The following is a 17,340-nucleotide window of genomic DNA, read 5'->3' on the forward strand; positions in this document are numbered from 1 at the left end:
GCTCACTGACGCGCCGCGGCGGCGTTGGCCGCCGCCTGAGCGCGCCGTAACGTCGACGCGACATCGCCGCGGCCCAGGAACATTTCGTCGAAATACGGCTGCAGGGCGTCATTGCCCGCGGCAAACCCCGCGCCGCCGGGCGCCGCGATGCGCGGGCCGTTCAGCACGGTGAAGAAGGGCGTGACATCGACGCCCCGGGTGGCCCAGTAGTGAAAGTAGACCGGCTGGGCCGACGACACCGCGGGGATCGCCGCACCGTGGCGGCCCAGGTATTCGTTGCCCTGCCTGCTGCCCATCCAGGCCAGCACCCGGCGCACCGCGTCGGGATGCCGTGATGCCGCATTGCCCGCCGCGGCAATGCCGTTGGTGACGCTGACCCGGCCCGCCGGGCCCGACGGCATTAGCGCCACACCCCAATGGAAGCGGGCGTCGCGGGCCACCGGGGCCAAGTTGTAGGTACCGGACTGGAACAGCGCCATCCGGCCGGCCAGGAACTGGTTGCGGGAAAAGTCGCCGTTGTCGTTGGTGTCGGCGGCGGGAGGCGCGACGTGGTCGCGGTTGATCAGGTCGACCAGATATTGAAACGCGGTCACGGCCCCGGGATTGTCGAACGCGAACTCGTCGCCACGCTGAAACACACCGCCGGCCGACCCGATGTAGTTCAGGTAGATCCCCTGGGGGTCATTGGCCGCGTTGTATCCCCACTGCCGCACCCGCCCGGCGTCGAATCCCTTGCTATCGCCGCGGTTTCCGTCGGCATCGACGGTGAGCCGGGCGAGGACGGGCCGCAGCGTGTCCCGCTCGTCGGGACCCCATCGCAACGTGCTCAACTGGGCAGGGTCGACGCCGGCCGCGCCCAGCAGGTCGGCGTTGTAGTACAACGCGATCCCGGCGTCGGTCAGCTGCGGCACGCCCCAAAGCGTGCCGTTGCGGGTGAACTGCTCGACGACCGGTCGCTCCCAGTCCGACGCGGCGGTGGGGCCCAGCGCCGCACCGATATCCAGCAACCGGCCGCTGTCGGCGTACGCCGCGAGGTAGGCGTTGGACAGCCAGAAGATGTCATCGGCGCTGCCGCCCGCCACGTCGGTGCGCAGGGTATTGAAGTAGGTCGAATACGCCACCAAGTTGACGTGCACTTCGATGTCGGGATGGGCGCGACTGAACTCCTGGAACGATTGCCGATAGGCCGCGGCGATCTGATCGCCCCAGATACGCACCGTCACAATGGTCTTGCCGCCATGGGGCTGACCCGAGTAATCCAGCAGCACCGCCGTCGCCGCCAGCAACACCGCAACCGCCCCGAGCGCTCCGGCGACCAGCGTGGAAAACCGGGGCCGGGTCACTTGAGCCCCGAGACGACGATCGAGGCGACGATGTGGCGCTGGAAGGCCACGAACAGCACGATGAGCGGGGCGATGGCAATGGTGGTGGCCGCCATCACCAGCGTCCATTGGGAGTTGAACCGCGACTGCAGGTCGGCGGTCGCCACGGTGAGCACCCGCCACTTGTGGCCGCTCGTGATCACCAACGGCCACATGAAGTTGTTCCACTGCGAGACCACGGTGATCAGCGCCAGGGCGGCCAGGACAGGCCGGCTCGACGGGATCACCACGTGCACGATCTCGTCCAGCGTGTTGGCGCCGTCCAGGCGGGCGGCGTTGACCAAGTCGTTCGGGATCATGCGAAAGTGCTCGCGCAGCAAGAAGATCGCGTAGGGCGAGCCGAACATGAACGGCAGCACCAGCGCCCAGAACGTGTTGCGCAGGCCTAGCTGGGCCATCATGAGATACATCGGCACGATCGTGACCGTCGCCGGCACCATCAGCGTCGCGATGTACACCCAGAACAGCGCGTCGCGCCCGGGAAACTGCAAGCGCGCGAAGGCGTACGCGGCCAGCACGGAAAATGTCAACTGGCCCACCAGAATCACCGCCGTCATCAACGCGGTGACCGCCGCCGCGCGGCCGAACCCGGCGCCGGCGAGGTCGGTGAAGTTTGCGAGCGTCGGTGGCCGCGGCAGCTGCAGCGGCGTACCCGTGACGAATTGGTGCGCCGAGGTAAACGCGGTCATCAAGCCAAGGGTGAACGGCGCCAACGTGATCAACGCGCCCAGGGTCAGCCCGGAATAGATCAGCGCGTTGCTGGCGCGGCTAGGTGAGGTCATAGCTGATCCGTCGCCGAAAATACAGATGTTGAAGCAACGTGACGCCGATCAGGATCACGAACAGCACCACCGCCATGACCGACGCCCGGCCGATCGCCGCCGAACCGAACGCCTCGGCGTAGATGCGGTGGGCCACCAGGTCGGTGCTGCCCGCCGGCCCGCCGCCGGTCAGGGCGTACACCGTGTCGAAAACCTGTGCGGTGCTGACAATCCCGGTCACCAGCACAAAGAAGGTCGTCGGCCGCAACATCGGTATGGTGATGCGCCAGAACCGCTGCCACGCGTTGGCGCCGTCGGTGCGTGCGGCGGCGTGGACCTCGTCGGGGATGGCCAGCAGGCCCGCCAGGAACGACAGCGAGACGTATCCGACGTTGGTCCACACCACGACGGCCGACACGAGCGGCAGCGCGAAGCTAGGATCGGAAAGCCATTCGATGCTGTGTCCCAACACGGTGCTCACGGCGCCGTCGGTGGGAGCCAGGATCCACCGCCACAACACCGCAATCGCCAGCGGGGCGCAAATCCATGGCAGCACAAACACGGTGCGAAACAGGCCGGTGCCACGAAGCTGGCGGGCCAGCATCGACGCGGCCAGCAATCCCAGCGCCGTCTGCGCCGGCACCACGATCGCCACGAAGATCGCGGTGACGATCAGCGAATTGCCGAATGTGCCGTCGGTCAGCACCGACCGCCAATTGGACAGGCCCACAAAGCGCAGCGGTCCCAGCAGATCCCACCGGCACAGGCTCAGCCAGATCACGACCAGGATGGGCAACAGCAGAAAGGCGAGGACCCCGAACAGGCTCGGCGCCAGCAGCGCATAGCCCAGCGCGGTCGATCGAGGACGAATCCTGCGTGCGGCGCCGGCCATGGGGTAATTAAAGCGGGCGCTGCCGCGGTTTGGGGTGAGCGGCCGTTACGGTGGAGCCGTGACACCGAACCGGGGGATCGATGCCGACTTCCTCGGCCTGCCGCGCCACGAACTGGCCGACGCCGCGCTTGCAGCGGCCACCGCGGCCGGGGCCACGCACGCCGACCTGCGCGTTCATCGCATCACCACCGAGATCATCCAGCTGCGTGACGGCGCGCTCGAGACGTCGGTGATCAACCGCGAGGTCGGGCTGGCGGTGCGGGTGATCGTCGACGGCACCTGGGGATTCGCCTCGCACGCCGAGTTGGTGCCGTCGGTCGCCGCCGAGACCGCGCGGCACGCGGTGCAGGTCGCCACCACGCTGGCGATGCTGAGCACCGAGCGCGTCGAGCTGGCGCCCGAACCCGTCTACACCGACGCGACCTGGGTGTCGAACTACCGCATCGACCCGTTCGACGTCTCCACCACCGACAAGATCGCCGTGCTCGAGGACTACTCGGGGCGGCTGCTCAGCGCCGACGGCATCGATCACGTCTCAGCCGTGCTGACCGCGGTCAAGGAGCAGACGTTTTACGCCGACACGTTCGGATCCTCGATCACCCAGCAGCGCGTCCGCATCCAGCCCACCCTGGAGGCGGTGACCGTCGACCCCGCGGCGGGCAGCTTCGATTCGATGCGCACGCTGATCCCGCCGATGGGCCGGGGTTGGGAGGTCCTAACTGGCGACGAGGTCTGGAACTGGACCGACGAGCTGGCGCAGCTGCCGGCGCTGCTGGCCGAGAAGGTGAAGGCGCCCACCGTTGTTCCGGGTCCCACAGACCTGGTGATCGACCCGACCAACCTGTGGCTGACGATTCACGAATCCATCGGTCACGCAACCGAATACGACCGCGCGATCGGCTACGAGGCCGCCTACGCCGGAACGTCGTTCGCCACACCGGACAAACTGGGCACCATGCGGTACGGGTCGCCGGTGATGAACGTGACCGCGGACCGGACGGACGAATTCGGTTTGGCCACCATCGGTTACGACGACGAAGGAGTTGCCGCGCAGAGTTGGGATCTGGTGCGCGACGGGATCTTCACCGGCTATCAGCTCGACCGGGTGTTCGCGCGGCGCCTGGGGCATGAGCGCTCCAACGGCTGCTCGTACGCCGACTCGCCGCACCACGTGCCGATCCAACGCATGGCCAACGTGTCGCTGCAGCCGGCCCCCGAGGACATCAGCACCGACGAGCTCATCGGCCGGGTCGAGGACGGCATCTACATCGTCGGCGACAAATCCTGGTCGATCGACATGCAGCGCTACAACTTCCAGTTCACCGGCCAACGGTTCTTCCGCATTCGCGACGGCCGCCTCGACGGGCAATTGCGCGACGTCGCCTATCAGGCCACCACGACCGACTTCTGGAATTCGATGGAGGCCGTGGGGGGCCGGTCCACCTGGCGCCTGGGTGGGGCGTTCAACTGCGGCAAGGCCCAGCCGGGGCAGATCGCGGCGGTAAGCCACGGCTGTCCCTCGGCGCTGTTCCGCGGCGTCAACGTGCTGAACACCCGGACGGAGGGCGGGCGATGATCCGCCCGCAGCACGTCGTCAACATCGTGCTCGACGAGGCGACCAAGCTGGGCGGCGCCGACGAGACGATGGTGCTGGTCACCGACAAGGTCGAGGCGACCCTGCGCTGGGCGGGCAATTCGATGACCACCAACGGGGTTTCGGTGAGCCGCAGCGTATCGGTGATCTCCGTGGTGCGTCGGGGCGGCGGCGCGCGCATCGGCACGGTCGTGTCCGCCGAGGCGGATCCGCGGGTGCTCCCCGGCCTGGTGGCGGCCTCGCAGGAGGCCGCCAGCTCGGCGCCGGAGGCCGGCGATGCCGCGCCGCTGCTCGCCGATAGCGGGGTGCCCGCCGACTGGGACGCGCCGGTGCCGGGGACCGGGCCGCTGGTCTTCGCCGACGCGGCCGACTCCCTGAGCCGCGGCTTCAAGGGCGCGGATCGGCTCTACGGCTTTGCGCACCATAGCGTTTCGACGACGTTCCTGGCATCGTCGACCGGATTGCGGCGGCGTTTCAGCCAACCCACCGGGGCGGTGGAGATCAACGCCAAACGCGGCGACGCCAGCGCGTGGGCGGGCGTCGGGACACCCGACTTCGTCGATGTGCCAATCGATTCGCTGCTCGAGCAGCTGTCGACCAGGCTGGGCTGGGCGCAGCGCAGCGTCGAGCTGCCGGCGGGGCGCTACGAGACGATCATGCCGCCGTCGACCGTGGCCGACATGATGATCTACATGGCGTGGTCGATGTCCGGCCGCGGCGCGCAGGAGGGTCGGACCGCGTTCTCGGCGCCCGGCGGTGGAACCCGGGTGGGGGAGCGGCTCACCGATCTGCCGCTGACCCTGTTCTCCGATCCGATGGCGCCCGGCCTTGCCTGCACGCCGTTCGTCGCGGCGAGCAGCTCCTCGGAGACGCTGTCGGTGTTCGACAACGGCATGGAGATCACCCAGGTGGACTGGATCCGCGACGGTGCGATCAACGCGCTGGCCTACCCGCGGGCCACCGCCGAGAAGTACGACGCCCCGGTCGCCGTCGCCGCCGACAACCTGGTGATGACCGGGGGGACGGCCACCCAGGACGAGATGATCGCGGCCACCGAGCGAGGCCTGCTGTTGACCACGCTGTGGTACATCCGGGTCGTCGACTCCACCACCCTGTTGTTCACCGGACTCACCCGCGACGGCGTCTACCTCATCGAAGACGGACGCGTGACCGCCGCCGTCAACAATTTCCGGTTCAACGAAAGCCCGCTGGACCTGCTGCGACGGGCCACCGAGGCCGGTGCGAGCGAGAAGACGCTGCCGCGCGAATGGGGAGATTGGGCGACCCGCGCCGCGATGCCGTCGCTGCGGATCCCGGACTTCCACATGTCCTCGGTGAGCCAGGCCCAATAGATCCATTGCCGCCGGGCGGCACGCGCTCTAGCGTGTGACAAATGGCGGCCCCGGTTTCGGTTCGAGAAGACCAGCTCACGCGCCTGGTGGCGCTGTTTCCCGCGGCGCCCGCCGACGCGCGCATCGCGGCGTTGATCCGGCGGGTGTGCGCGCAGACGGTGTCGCTGCCGCCGCTGCCCTCGGCCGTCGAGGTGGGCGAGCCGGAATCCGACGCCGAGGCGGCCGTCGTCGACTTCGCCGAACAATTCAGCGCCGACGTCGCGGCGATCACCGCCGAGCAACGGTCCCGGTTGTCGAAACACCTCGGGGACCGCACCTTTGGGGTCGTCGTGCAGATGTACATCGCCGACTTCGTCCCGCGGGTGCGGGCCGGGCTGGAAGCGCTCGGGGTCGGCTCGCAGTACCTGGGCTGGGCGGCCGGACCGATCAATTGGGATCACACCACCGACCCGTCGGATCTGGTGTTCAACGACTTTTTAATCGCCGTGGCGCGAATGCGTGCGCTGGACCCGGTCACCTCCGAACTGGTGCGGTTGCGGGGCGCGGCGCAACACAATTGCCGGCTGTGCAACTCGCTACGCGAGGGCGGCGCGCTCGACGCCGGCGGTTCGGAAACGCTGTACGAGGAGATCGAGCGGTTCGAATCGTCGGGTTTGCTCGACGACCGCGCAAAAGCAGCGCTGCGCTATGCGGATGGGTTAATTTGGACCCCTGCGCACCTCGCCGCCGACGATGCCGCCGAGGTGCGCTCCCGCTTCTCCGAGGCGGAATCCGTCGAGCTCACCTTCGACATCATGCGCAATGCCAGCAACAAAGTCGCCGTGTCATTGGGCGCCGACGCCCCACGCGTCGAGAGCGGCACCGAGCGGTATCTGATCGACGCCGAGGGGCACACGGTATTTAGCTGACCGCGGCCGGTGTTAACCCGGTAGTCGATTGCCGCCCGCCGTTTAGCTGCGCGGACCGCGACGCCCGGCGGCAGGGCTCTGCGACGTTTGCGCCGCGACGTGGCCGGCGGGTGAGCCAGGAGCTCATCCGGGCGCGAGGGCACGAAATGTTAACCATTCGTACATCGACGCGCAAGCGTGCGTTTTCGCTGTGTGCGGGGGTCGTTGGATAACTTAAGCCCCGTCGCCGACACTGAAATGACCACTGAGACGTGACGGTAGCGAAATGGCAGCGTGGCCCCAGCCGGGTGGCCATGGGACGTACGTCATGAGCCGTCATGCCGATGGATTTCCCGGTTCGTTGTTTGCAGCATTCGTAGCTTGGGTTTGCGTCGGAGCCAATCGAGTTCCTGCGCAGAGGGAGGTTCGAACATGACAAGCACCCGTACCCGCTCGCGCATGCGGGTGTCGTCGGTCTGGGCTGCCGGTGTCGCGCTGGGGGCCTCGATGTTCGGCGGAGCGGTGCTTTCAGCGCCCGTGGCTTCGGCGACGTGCGACTTGAGCCCTGCGGATGACCAATACATCAACCTGCTCGCGCAGAACAACATGGTGCACACCGCCGAGTACAGCGACTGTCATGAGGCCGCCGAGGGCCGGTGGTTCGCCAACCAGGTGAAGAGCTCGTCCGATCCGTTCGGTCGGGCCAAAGAACTCGTCAACATGGTGACCAACACGACGCCGCTCAAGGCCGACAAAGCCGAGTGGGAAGTCGAGTCGGCGATCTATGTGTACGCGCCGGAAGTGATCCCAAAGATCAAGGACCAGGCCGCCAAGCAAAACTGGCCGACGGAGTCTTGATCCCCCGGGCCCGCGTCTGCCCTGCCTAACGAATATCCAACGGCCGCAACGGCTTTGAATTTGATCCGCTGTATTTGATGCTGTCAGCTAATTGAATAGCGGCACATTGAACCGCTGACGGCGATGCCGGACGCCGCCGTGCCGGTGGAGAAGCTCGTCGATCCCTGAGCGGAGCGGTCGCTCAAATAGCTTCTCGCGCTAGTGTTTTCAGCCTTCTTTGTTCATCCATTGTTTGTACTCCCGCCGTTTGTCGTGCTCTCTGTCCGTGTACCCATTGGTGTGCGACAGGTGGATCAGCAAATATCTACGCGAAGGAGTTCGAAAGATGACCATCAGACGTACACGCTCGTGCGGGCAGATGCTGGCGTTGGGGGCGGCCGGCGCCGTCGTGGCGACGTCGATGCTGGGCGGAGCGCTGTTGTCCGCGCCGCAGGCAGCGGCCGCCTGCAACATGACCCCGAAGGACGACCAGTACATCAACCTGCTTGCGCAGAACAAGATGATCCACTCCGCCGAGTTCAACGACTGCAACATGACCGCCGAGGGCCGCTGGTTCGCCGACCAGGTCCGCAGCGCTGACAATCCGTTGGCCGCCGGGAAACGGCTCGTGAACATGGTGACCAACACGACCCCGCTGAAGCCGGAGCAGGCTGAGTGGGAGGTCGAGTCCGCGATCTTCGTCTACGCGCCGGAAATGATCCCCGCGATCAAGGGACAGGCGGCACAGGCGTCGTCGCCCGCCTGAGTGCGTTTTGTCGATGGGCGCCACCGCGACGTGGCGCCCATCGCTGTGTGACCTGCCATGTGGGCGCCTGCCGCCCGACGGACACTGATTCCGGTCTTCGGCTACGGTTTCCTACGGAACTACCCCGTCGGGGGCGGTAGCTCAGTTGGTTAGAGCCGCGGACTCATAATCCGTTGGTCGCGGGTTCGAGCCCCGCCCGCCCCACTTCACGTTTCTGCAGGTAGAGGCATATTTTCGGCTCTGTCGCTGTGTGCCGCGTCTGCCTGAAAACAGCGCCGCGTCCACACCGCGTCCACATTCCGACGGCTTTTGATCGCCGGGCTGCCTTCCGGTGACCCCACTGGCCAGCCTCACCTCAAGCAGGCCCGCCAGCCACAGTCACCCCTCCTGCAGCTGCTGCAGCACCCTTGTTGCCAATTCAGCCGCTAAACCGCCCAAGTGCCGTACAGCAGCTAATAGCTACGGTAACGCCATTCCGCCGGTAATAGCTGTTCAAAGCCCTATCGCTCCGGCCGAAATCCCTTGTGCAGCAAAGCGCAACCTGCTTACCGTGGAGATGGCCGCTAAAGAGCGGCCGTTCACACCGAAGGGATAGCAATGACTACCGACAGCAAGGCTCGCACTGGCGCGCATTCATCCTTCTACTGCGCGTTTGACAGTGATCGAGAGCTTGGAGAGCTCGTCAGATGTTTCGCCGAAGATGGGCATTCGATTCATTTCACGCCCGCCTACACAGATCGCGACGGGGACCGGTGGTACCAGGTGGTGACAACGTTGCTTCCGAAGGCCGCGCAGGGTGGCGGTTTCCCGCCGGTTACGGAGTTGAAGCGCTAAGGCTTCTAGCCAGACTGGGGTCTCCGGCTTCCTATTGCCCGAATCGCGGTTCGATTCCGCGACTGGCACAGCACGCCTATCGCTTAGGCCAGCACCTTGACAACTTCACAGTGAACCCACCCCGGCATCTGCCTTCGCCACACACCCCGCGATGGCGCCCGTCAGGAGGTATCGGCCAAGCGCCCTACGGCAGATTCGACGCGCTTCAACATGTCCAGCTCGATTTCCTGCTGGAAAACGGGAAGGTCATACCACTCATCATCGATATCAACGTTGCCGTCCGACAGGATCACCTGGGCCTGATAGTCGCTGGCTGACATGGACCCCACGCGCGGCATTTGGAAGTCCCGTTGAAAAGGGCCGGATACGGTGCCGAATGTCAAAGCGAAGTCGTACCAACGCTTGTCGCGCAGCATAAGCACCATCGGCCACATTCGGACTGCACTGGGAATGAAGTAGGCACCGGGCAAATGGCCATCGCGTGGTAGCTGTAGTGGATAGCCCTGCAGAGGCGAATGCAGCTTGCCGCCCTCCACCCGGTACCACCGCCACCCGTGCGTAACACCCAGCAAGTCAAGTGGGTAGTGATCGCCACCGGACATGGCCCAAGTGGAGGGCAGCAACGACATAAACCGCGAAGGCATTAGCCGATGCGGTTCTCGCACGGCGGACTGGTACCGCGATATGAACCGTCCCGCGTTTGATGCGCACCTCTCTTCTTGGGAAGGTGCATGTCGTGGCGAGCAAGTACGACCCGGAGACCCGGGCCAGGGCTGTGCGTTTGGTGCTGGATCATCGTGATGACTATCCAAGCGAGTGGGCGGCGATCACTGCGGTGTCTCAGCGGCTGGGGATGACCGCCGAGACGCTGCGAAGTTGGATCCGTCGGCATCAGGTCGACGAGGGTGAGCGCGACGGTGTGTCCAGTGACGCTGCGGCGCAGATCCGCGCGCTCAAGCGCCGTAACGCCGAGCTGGAGCAGACCATCGAAATCCTCAAAGCGGCAACGAGTTTCTTCGTGCGGGAGAGCGACCCGCGCAACCGCCGCTGACAGCCACGGTCTGCGAGTTCATCGCCGAGAACAGGGACCGTTTCGGGGTCGCTCCGATCTGCCGCGTGCTCTCCGAGCACGGGATGCCGATCGCCCCGAGAACGTTTCACGCCTGGGCTACGCGGGCGCCCTCGAAACGGGCCCTGTGGGATGCCACGATCACGCAGATCCTGGCCGGCTGCTACGAGCCCGACGAGCAGGGCCGCCGCAAACCGGAGTCGCTGTACGGGTCGCTGAAGATGTGGGCCCATCTGCAGCGCGAGGGCATCCCGGTGGCCAAGTCCACGGTGGAACGGCTGATGCGTAAAAACGGCTGGCAGGGCGTGCGACGCTGCAAGAAGGTGCGCACCACGATCCCGGACCCGGCCGCGGTGCGGCCACCGGATCTGGTGGACCGCCAGTTCGCCGTGCCCGCTCCCAACCTGCTGCTCGTGGCTGACTTCACCTACGTGAAGTTGGTGACCGGGATCTTCGTCTATGTCGCGTTTGTCATCGACGCTTATGCCGGAGCCATCTTGGGGTGGGAGGCGTCGGCCTCCAAGCACACCCGCTTCGTCGAATCAGCCATCCGTCAGGCCGCCGCACTACGCCGCCGCCAGGGGCATCCGATCGACGGTGCGATCCACCACAGCGATGCCGGGTCGCAATATACGAGCGTGAGATTCGGTGAGACACTGAGTCTTTCGGGGATCCGACCGTCGGTCGGTAGTGTCGGTGACGCCTACGATAACGCGTTGGCCGAGACCACGATCGGGCTCTACAAAAACGAGTGCGTCCGAGCCGACTCCCCGTTCCGCCGCGGCAAGCTCAACACCGTGGGCGACGTCGAGTACATCACCGCCGACTACGTCGCCTGGTACAACCAGCAGCGCCTCATGCACCGCCTCGGACGCATCCCACCCGCCGAAGCCGAGACCCGCTACTATTCCCAACTCGTGACCGACCAATCGGCCGGCTCACAGAACCCCGAGGGTGCATGAAACTCGGGATGGTTCAATACCGGCCACCTTCCGACGGCGGGGCACCCCTTAGGCCCTTAGGCTCCAGACCTGATCCCCAGGAAAACTCGGACGCTTCCGAGTCCATGGCACCCCAGTCCATGGCGTGCCGAGGATTGTAGTCAGATACTCCCGGCATCGTGCGCACCTTCCTGAGGCGCGGTTGTAGCACTACGGTTCTCGACGCCGGCGAGGACTGCATTCGCGGTTGCCACCGCGACGATGACCGCCGACAGGTTGGCTTGCAGCCAATCTGACGGGGTCATCGCGGGATCACCGGCACGTCGTAGGTACCCGTGGCCTTGATTTGCGTTACGGATGCCTGGCCGCGACGGCGCACGCCCACTCCAAAGCCGCGCTGGAAAAATGCTCCGTTGATGGGATAGCCCGGCACCAAACCGGGAATGGTTCGCAGGCCTTGATATTGACGCTGCACGTGCTCGCGGAAGCCGATGGCGTTGTCAGGGCTGTTGGCTCCGTAGGTGGCGACCACGGCGAAATAGTCCTCAGGAATAAAGTCGCTCTGAATCACCCACACGGGACCGTAACTGCCCTGAACCTTCAGGCCGTTGTACGATTCCGGTGCCACCTGGCCAACAATCTCGTCAGGCGAGAAGTAGGCCGGAGCGCCAGCGGACGGAATGTAGTCGTGCTTGGCGATGATGTCCGGCGCGTTCTGCACGCCAGCTTTGAACGACGCCACCACTTCCGCCTGTGCGGGGTTCATAAGCGCCAAAAGCTTTGAGTTGGGTTCGGTTCCATACCCGTGCTCGGTGACCTGGCGGATAGCGGTTTCTAGGTCGCCGGAGTCGATAGTGTCGCTACCAGACACCAGGTAGTGCTGGTGAGCTGTGGCGAAATCCTTGCCTAGATACGCGGGCGGGACCATCGAATCACCGTTGTACAAACCGTAAACCGTGTGGCCCCACTCGTTAGTTCCCTGCGCAGGATCAAACAGCCGCTGCAAAATCGTTCCGGTGGTCAGCTTGTTGTCGGCTTCCAACGCATAGTTGGCCACCGCGCGGACTTGCTCGGCCGTAGAGTCCCTAAGGTACTTCCAGGTCCAGCGCGAAGCCTTGTCGTAGTCCTTGAACGTGTAGCCCATCAACGCGTAATCGGCTGGTGGGCGGATAGATTCGGGCTCACCGAACTCAGAAGCTTCCTCGAAGCTATCGCTAGACCGGCTCTGCGGGATGGCATCGGCGGTATTGGTCGTGTTGAACGTCAGAAGGCTTGTCAGGGCGCTGCGTTCGGCGTTCCAAGCCCTCACCACTGAAGCGACTTCGTCCCAGATGACATTCAGGTCTACGCCGTCGGCGGTGGTGTTGACCAGCACGTCGCCTTCGGTGGCGTAACCGCCTTCCGCGCCAAACGGCGGCAGATGCGTAAGCGACTGCAAGACATCGGGGTTGATTCGGGGAGTCGTAAGAGCACTCATTGTGCGAGCCTTTCCAAAGTTGTTCTGTAACACCAGGCTCGCAAGCGCGGCCCGGACTGAAAGGAATCTCAGCCGCGCCTGCGCTAGGTGCCGACTCACGCCGTACAGGAACTTACGCGGTCCATGCCGCCGCCCGCTGAGACCAGTTATAGCGCACCGGCATTCGGCGCGCACCACCCAATTTTGGGCGGGACGCGTGGGCTGGCGTGGGCTATCATGGGCACCAGCGACCAAGTGCCGCAGTCGATTTCGGAAACTATTGCCAGAGAGCGCATTACAATCATGACACGCACCGCGACCTTCGCTCAGTACCTCGACCTGCAAGAGGCTGTCAGGTACCTAAACTCCCTTGGCTTTGCTGCGGCCACGGTCGAAACCGTCAAGTATCACGCTTACTACACCGGCAAGCTGCCCCGTCCGAAGATCGTTGGCCGTAAGGCGCATTGGAGTCGCGAGTCGTTGGATGCGTTGGTGGAGGCGCTGTGATGACGGAACTGCCTGTAGCGCAGGTTGTTTCTGTCGACCGCGAGCCAGGGATTGTCCGCCTGGACGTGCTGTGCCCGTATTGCGGTGCGGTCCACCACCATCAGTGGCTAAACGCTGCAGTCAGATTCACGGCAAACGCGCCGTGCTCCACCGGTGCCGATCTACGCCGATATCACGTGAAGATGCAATCCCTGTCGCCAAGCAACCGCGACGATAACGCTTTCGATGACCCAGTACCGAATTGGGATGAGTAGGAGGAACACATGTCGGAGGACGGCAACGGCAAGTTGTATGACCAAAGCTTTTGGCACCGGCTTAACCAGATGTACGCGGAGACAGGTCAAACCTGTGTGATGCCCGACGACTGGGCAGCCGCGCAAGCCATGGACGATGCGATCTGCTTAGAGCTTCCGTACGACCGCGACCCTGTGGCACGGCGTATCGCCGGACAGGTCGTCAAGGCCCACAGCAAGGCCTGTGATGCGAGCAAGCGGCGATTGGTCTACGAAGGGTGGTGCCCTGAATCAGAGGCCACCTTGTATGTGTTAGGTCCTTGCTACGACTCGGCATACGCGATAGCTCTTCGCAATATCGAGCAGTTGCGCGAGATCAAGAAAGACATGCGGGGAGCTTGGCGCTGCGACACCCTCGTGAACCGGCACTGCGGCCGGAAAACTGGCGGTTCAAACGCGGAGTACCCCGTCGAGTTTCTGGCCATCAAGCGCGGCGAGTACATCTGCGTGTTTACTGCGTGCCATCACTGCCTGCTGCACATCGATATCGGTGCTGGCGTAGATGATCCCGATTGACCGGACCCCTTGAACTGGTCCACGGCGAACGAGGGGTCTGCCCCCGGTTTGGTTGACTCCTGACCTGTGAGGATTCGTCCTTGCTGGAAGGATCAACCTCGTGCCGAGACCGTTTCCCGCCGAGTTCCGAGCCGATGTCATCGCTGTGGCCCGCAAGGGTGAGGCGCCGTTGCGCCAGATCGCGAAGGACTTCGGGATTTCGGAGGCCTGCCTGCATCGCTGGCTTAAGATCGCCGACCGCGAGGACGGTGCCAACCGGCTGTCGCCTGCGGCGGTCTCTGAGGATGTGTCGGCGCAGCTGCGCGAGGCGCATAAGCGGATCAAGCTCCTCGAGCAGGAGGCTGAAGTGATGCGTCGCGCGGTCGGCTACTTGTCCCGGGATGCCAACCCAAAATGATGTACCCGCTGGTCCTCGACCTTGCCGATGACGGCGTGCCCGTCACGGTGACCTGCCGGGTCCTGGGATTTTCCACCCAGGCGTTCTACAAATGGCGCAAAGCACCTCTATCGCAGCGAGATTGGGATGATGCGCACCTGATCAACGCCGCCCGCGACATCCATGCCGACGACCCCGCATTCGGCTACCGATTCATCGCCGACGAACTTCCCGGACGCGGTATCTTCGCCAGCGAGAACCGTGTCGCACGGTTGTGTTCCCAGGAGCGCATCTGGTCGGTCTTCGCCAAGAAGCGAGGACTGAACCGCAGATCCGGGCCGCCAGTTCACGACGACCTCGTGCAGCGTCAGTTCAGCGCCCAGGCCGCCAACCAGGTCTGGCTGGCCGACATCACCGAACACCGCACCGATGAAGGCAAGCTCTACCTCTGCGCGATCAAAGACGTCTATTCCAACCGGATCGTGGGTTACTCGATGGACTCGCGGATGAAGTCCTCGCTGGCAGTGGCCGCCCTCGATCACGCCGTGGCGTTGCGTTCACCTGCCGCGACGATCGTTCATTCGGACAGGGGTAGCCAATTTCGCTCACGAAAGTTCGTCCATGCACTGTCGCACAACGGATTACACGGATCGATGGGTCGTGTCGGCGCGTGCGGTGACAACGCTGCCATGGAGTCGTTCTTCGCCCTTCTGCAACGCAACGTGCTCGACCGGCGACGCTGGTCCACCCGAGCCGAACTACGCCTGGCGATCGTGTCGTGGATCGAGCGGACCTACCACCGACGCCGCCGGCAACGCGCACTCGGCAGACTCACCCCGATAGAGTTCGAACTGCTCCACACACAAGCCGCAACCGCGGCCTGAAAATCCCACCCCGCGAGTCAACTGAATGCGGGGCAGTCCCACGTGTAACTCGTACGAAGAAGAAGGCCCGCGCTGTCAGCGAAGGTGACGATACCGAAAGCCAGAGCCGTTGGTGTGGATTGAAGGCACGCCGAAAAGGTGATGCCTCAACTGACCGCACCATCCCGCTTGCGCCATGGTTGGCAGACGATATGCGGGACTACTTGTCTCGAGTCCACCCGTTTGCCGGCAAGAAGCGTATTGCCCATGCGCCGCTGTTCCCGGGTAAGCGCACCCGCGCGGGTAAGGCGGCGGTGTCGGTAGAGGACTTCGATTGGGCCAAGCCGATAGTGGTGGACAACATCTATCACAACTACTTTCAGCCTGCCTGCAAGGCGTTAGGTCTTGGGAGCGTTCGGTTTTACGATCTGCGCCATACCTTCGCCACACTGGCGCTGTCGGCGGGGGAGCACTACATGCAGGTGTCGAAGTGGCTGGGGCATTCCAGTTTCGTGCTCACGCTAACCACCTATGCGGACTACATCAGAGAGGATGACACGGCAGCACCTAAGTTTGCGCGACCCGTTGCCGAGGTGAAGGAAAGGCATACGGTAGTGCCGTTGAACCGGAAGACGAACTAATTCTGCGGCTCAGACTCGCCAACGAAGAACCCTTTACCTTCCAGTGTTCTAACGACATTGCCGACTGATTGCAGGTAGTAGTACACGGTGGCTGCATCTATGGCGGTGTCTTCATGGGCCGCACGATTACGAAGGTTGCTTAGTTCCCGCATCGACCCGTACAAGTCCTCCGTCAGTAAGCCGTCACCGGCAAACCTGTTTATTATCTGGCGGAAGCCGACGTTGGGTCTCTCGTTAGGGTAGCGCCGCTTGTACTGGACTCGCAGTAGCGATTCGAAGTCCGCGAATGCCCAAAGAACCGCGGCCTTGGGATCGATCGCTGACACCTCTAGGTACCGCATGTAGCGTTCGTCAGTCGTTTCTTGTGGCAGCACAACGGTTCTTGGTGATGTTCCGGCGGTAATGGCTGGCATTCCCTTATCGCCGACAAGGCTGTCGGTGGATTCGGCGAGTTTTTCGACATCTTGCCTAAACTCGATAGATACGCCGGGCGCCTTCAGATTTGCTATCTCACCGATGCGTTCAACCAATGCCGTCGCAGCGGTTTTGATCTGCTTTCTCAGGAGAACAATTGCCCCACTTGCCACAGCGGGCCAGGCCAAGGCGCTCGACATCTGAACGACGAACTCCAGCCATGACATATTACTCGCCACCAGCCTCTGCCGGTGTTGCTTCGGGTTCGAGGTCACCCTCGTAGGGTTCTGCCGCGGCGCCTACGAAAGCAGTAGAGATACTAGCCTTCTTGGGCATCTCGTACACACTCACGAACATGTGATGAGTAAACAGTGCGATCTTTCGGGCCTCGTCTCGCGTTATGTCGGGAAGCTCATGGTTCGCCCGGTTTCCGATGTTCCTGATTTCCGTTGCAAGAGGCCCGTACGCGGCAGTAATGACTCCTCGGTCGACAAGGTATTGGACCGCCTGCGCAAAATTAATGTTGCGGGCCGTCGCCCCTGGGTCCTGGCTTCTCTCGTGCGTAAACACTAGGTGTAGCAACAGTTTACGGCATAGCATTGCCGACGCATTGTAGGCGCCGACAGCCAAACAGTCGCGCACCTCTTCCCATACTTTCTTCTCTGCGCTTGGAGTGCCATCAGGTGTTGGAAACTCCTTGATGCTAGGCGAAATTCGGCCGTATTCGTCGGCCACGGCACCAGTCCCGCAACTGACACAGAGTAGCCAGGCGTTCAGTGCATAGCCGTGTGAATAGTAGACTTCCCTTTCACGTATGGCGACGGTCAGCATATTTGGATTGTGGCAATTTGGGCACGTCGCAGCTGACCAAGCCTGCGTATCTGTCGCGGCATAGAGGTGATGGCCTCTGACAGTCGAAATGTTCTCCAGTATGTCCATTACCATGCCCTGATTCTTGG

17 protein-coding genes and 1 tRNA gene are annotated in these 17,340 nt (G+C 63.7%); 11 read left to right on the forward strand and 7 right to left on the reverse strand.

The genetic code is table 11. The annotated features are described in order from the left end of the window. Window positions 1-2: 2 nt before the first annotated feature. The 3 genes from OCQ_RS09485 to OCQ_RS09495 are packed head-to-tail and all read right to left on the reverse strand — an operon-like array spanning window position 3 to window position 3,035. Window positions 3-1,343, reverse strand: a complete 1,341-nt coding sequence (locus tag OCQ_RS09485; protein WP_014384410.1) for an extracellular solute-binding protein — start codon at window positions 1,341-1,343, stop codon at window positions 3-5. Further along, window positions 1,340-2,164, reverse strand: a complete 825-nt coding sequence (locus tag OCQ_RS09490; RefSeq protein WP_014384411.1) for a carbohydrate ABC transporter permease — start codon at window positions 2,162-2,164, stop codon at window positions 1,340-1,342. The genes OCQ_RS09485 and OCQ_RS09490 overlap by 4 nt, the downstream gene beginning before the upstream one ends. Then, the gene (locus OCQ_RS09495) at window positions 2,151-3,035 is read right to left on the reverse strand and encodes a carbohydrate ABC transporter permease (RefSeq protein WP_008255663.1); all 885 of its coding nucleotides are present in this window, start codon (window positions 3,033-3,035) and stop codon (window positions 2,151-2,153) included. Before OCQ_RS09495 ends, OCQ_RS09490 begins: the two co-directional genes overlap by 14 nt. A 58-nt stretch (window positions 3,036-3,093) precedes the next feature. On the opposite strand from OCQ_RS09495, the gene OCQ_RS09500 reads away from it, so the two are divergent. From OCQ_RS09500 to OCQ_RS09525, 6 genes are all read left to right on the forward strand, one after another. After that, window positions 3,094-4,611 carry a TldD/PmbA family protein gene (locus tag OCQ_RS09500; RefSeq protein ID WP_014384412.1) on the forward strand — a complete coding sequence of 506 codons (1,518 nt, stop codon included), beginning with the start codon at window positions 3,094-3,096 and terminating at the stop codon, window positions 4,609-4,611. Further along, window positions 4,608-5,981 (forward strand): TldD/PmbA family protein, encoded by a 1,374-nt coding sequence (locus OCQ_RS09505; RefSeq protein ID WP_014384413.1) that lies wholly within the window; start codon window positions 4,608-4,610, stop codon window positions 5,979-5,981. Before OCQ_RS09500 ends, OCQ_RS09505 begins: the two co-directional genes overlap by 4 nt. A 41-nt stretch (window positions 5,982-6,022) precedes the next feature. Then, on the forward strand, window positions 6,023-6,889 hold the full coding sequence (locus tag OCQ_RS09510; RefSeq protein WP_009953103.1) for a carboxymuconolactone decarboxylase family protein: 867 nt from the start codon (window positions 6,023-6,025) through the stop codon (window positions 6,887-6,889). Window positions 6,890-7,327: 438 nt separating this feature from the next. Next, on the forward strand, window positions 7,328-7,726 hold the full coding sequence (locus OCQ_RS09515; RefSeq protein WP_009953104.1) for a hypothetical protein: 399 nt from the start codon (window positions 7,328-7,330) through the stop codon (window positions 7,724-7,726). A gap of 325 nt (window positions 7,727-8,051) precedes the next feature. Next, window positions 8,052-8,471 carry a DUF732 domain-containing protein gene (locus tag OCQ_RS09520; RefSeq protein WP_051019733.1) on the forward strand — a complete coding sequence of 140 codons (420 nt, stop codon included), beginning with the start codon at window positions 8,052-8,054 and terminating at the stop codon, window positions 8,469-8,471. Window positions 8,472-8,601: 130 nt separating this feature from the next. Beyond that, a tRNA-Ile gene (locus tag OCQ_RS09525) sits at window positions 8,602-8,675 on the forward strand. 791 nt (window positions 8,676-9,466) lie between these two features. On the opposite strand, the gene OCQ_RS27030 is transcribed toward OCQ_RS09525, so the two are convergent. Further along, the gene (locus OCQ_RS27030) at window positions 9,467-9,907 is read right to left on the reverse strand and encodes a hypothetical protein (RefSeq protein ID WP_232065586.1); all 441 of its coding nucleotides are present in this window, start codon (window positions 9,905-9,907) and stop codon (window positions 9,467-9,469) included. 134 nt (window positions 9,908-10,041) lie between these two features. Here OCQ_RS27030 and OCQ_RS09545 point away from each other — a divergent pair. Then, window positions 10,042-11,336 (forward strand): IS3 family transposase gene (locus tag OCQ_RS09545; protein WP_139826619.1). Its coding sequence is split into 2 segments (ribosomal slippage): window positions 10,042-10,315 and window positions 10,315-11,336, totalling 1,296 coding nucleotides; the frame shifts between segments, so codons are not numbered across the junction. A 280-nt stretch (window positions 11,337-11,616) separates the two neighbouring features. On the opposite strand, the gene OCQ_RS09550 is transcribed toward OCQ_RS09545, so the two are convergent. Beyond that, window positions 11,617-12,792 carry a hypothetical protein gene (locus OCQ_RS09550; protein ID WP_014384415.1) on the reverse strand — a complete coding sequence of 392 codons (1,176 nt, stop codon included), beginning with the start codon at window positions 12,790-12,792 and terminating at the stop codon, window positions 11,617-11,619. Between the two features lie 216 nt (window positions 12,793-13,008). On the opposite strand from OCQ_RS09550, the gene OCQ_RS09555 reads away from it, so the two are divergent. From OCQ_RS09555 to OCQ_RS09575, 4 genes are all read left to right on the forward strand, one after another. Then, the gene (locus OCQ_RS09555; RefSeq protein WP_232065587.1) at window positions 13,009-13,278 is read left to right on the forward strand and encodes a DNA-binding protein; all 270 of its coding nucleotides are present in this window, start codon (window positions 13,009-13,011) and stop codon (window positions 13,276-13,278) included. A gap of 263 nt (window positions 13,279-13,541) precedes the next feature. After that, window positions 13,542-14,087, forward strand: a complete 546-nt coding sequence (locus tag OCQ_RS09560; RefSeq protein WP_014384417.1) for a hypothetical protein — start codon at window positions 13,542-13,544, stop codon at window positions 14,085-14,087. Between the two features lie 100 nt (window positions 14,088-14,187). Then, window positions 14,188-15,347, forward strand: a protein-coding gene (locus OCQ_RS09570; protein ID WP_085978335.1) for an IS3 family transposase whose coding sequence is annotated in 2 segments (ribosomal slippage) — window positions 14,188-14,479 and window positions 14,479-15,347 — 1,161 coding nt in all. Because the reading frame shifts where the segments join, the coding sequence is not laid out codon by codon here. 191 nt (window positions 15,348-15,538) lie between these two features. Continuing rightward, a complete protein-coding gene (locus OCQ_RS09575) occupies window positions 15,539-15,967 on the forward strand; it encodes a site-specific integrase (protein WP_014384418.1) in 429 nt (142 codons plus the stop codon). Here OCQ_RS09575 and OCQ_RS09580 read toward each other — a convergent pair. Beyond that, entirely contained in the window at window positions 15,964-16,656 is a 693-nt protein-coding gene (locus OCQ_RS09580) for a DUF4145 domain-containing protein (protein ID WP_139826576.1), read from the reverse strand. The genes OCQ_RS09575 and OCQ_RS09580 overlap by 4 nt on opposite strands. After that, entirely contained in the window at window positions 16,610-17,212 is a 603-nt protein-coding gene (locus OCQ_RS25950) for a DUF4145 domain-containing protein (RefSeq protein ID WP_158023541.1), read from the reverse strand. Before OCQ_RS25950 ends, OCQ_RS09580 begins: the two co-directional genes overlap by 47 nt. Window positions 17,213-17,340: the final 128 nt, after the last annotated feature.

It is taken from the genome of Mycobacterium paraintracellulare, from assembly GCF_000276825.1.
Lineage (GTDB): Bacteria > Actinomycetota > Actinomycetes > Mycobacteriales > Mycobacteriaceae > Mycobacterium > Mycobacterium intracellulare.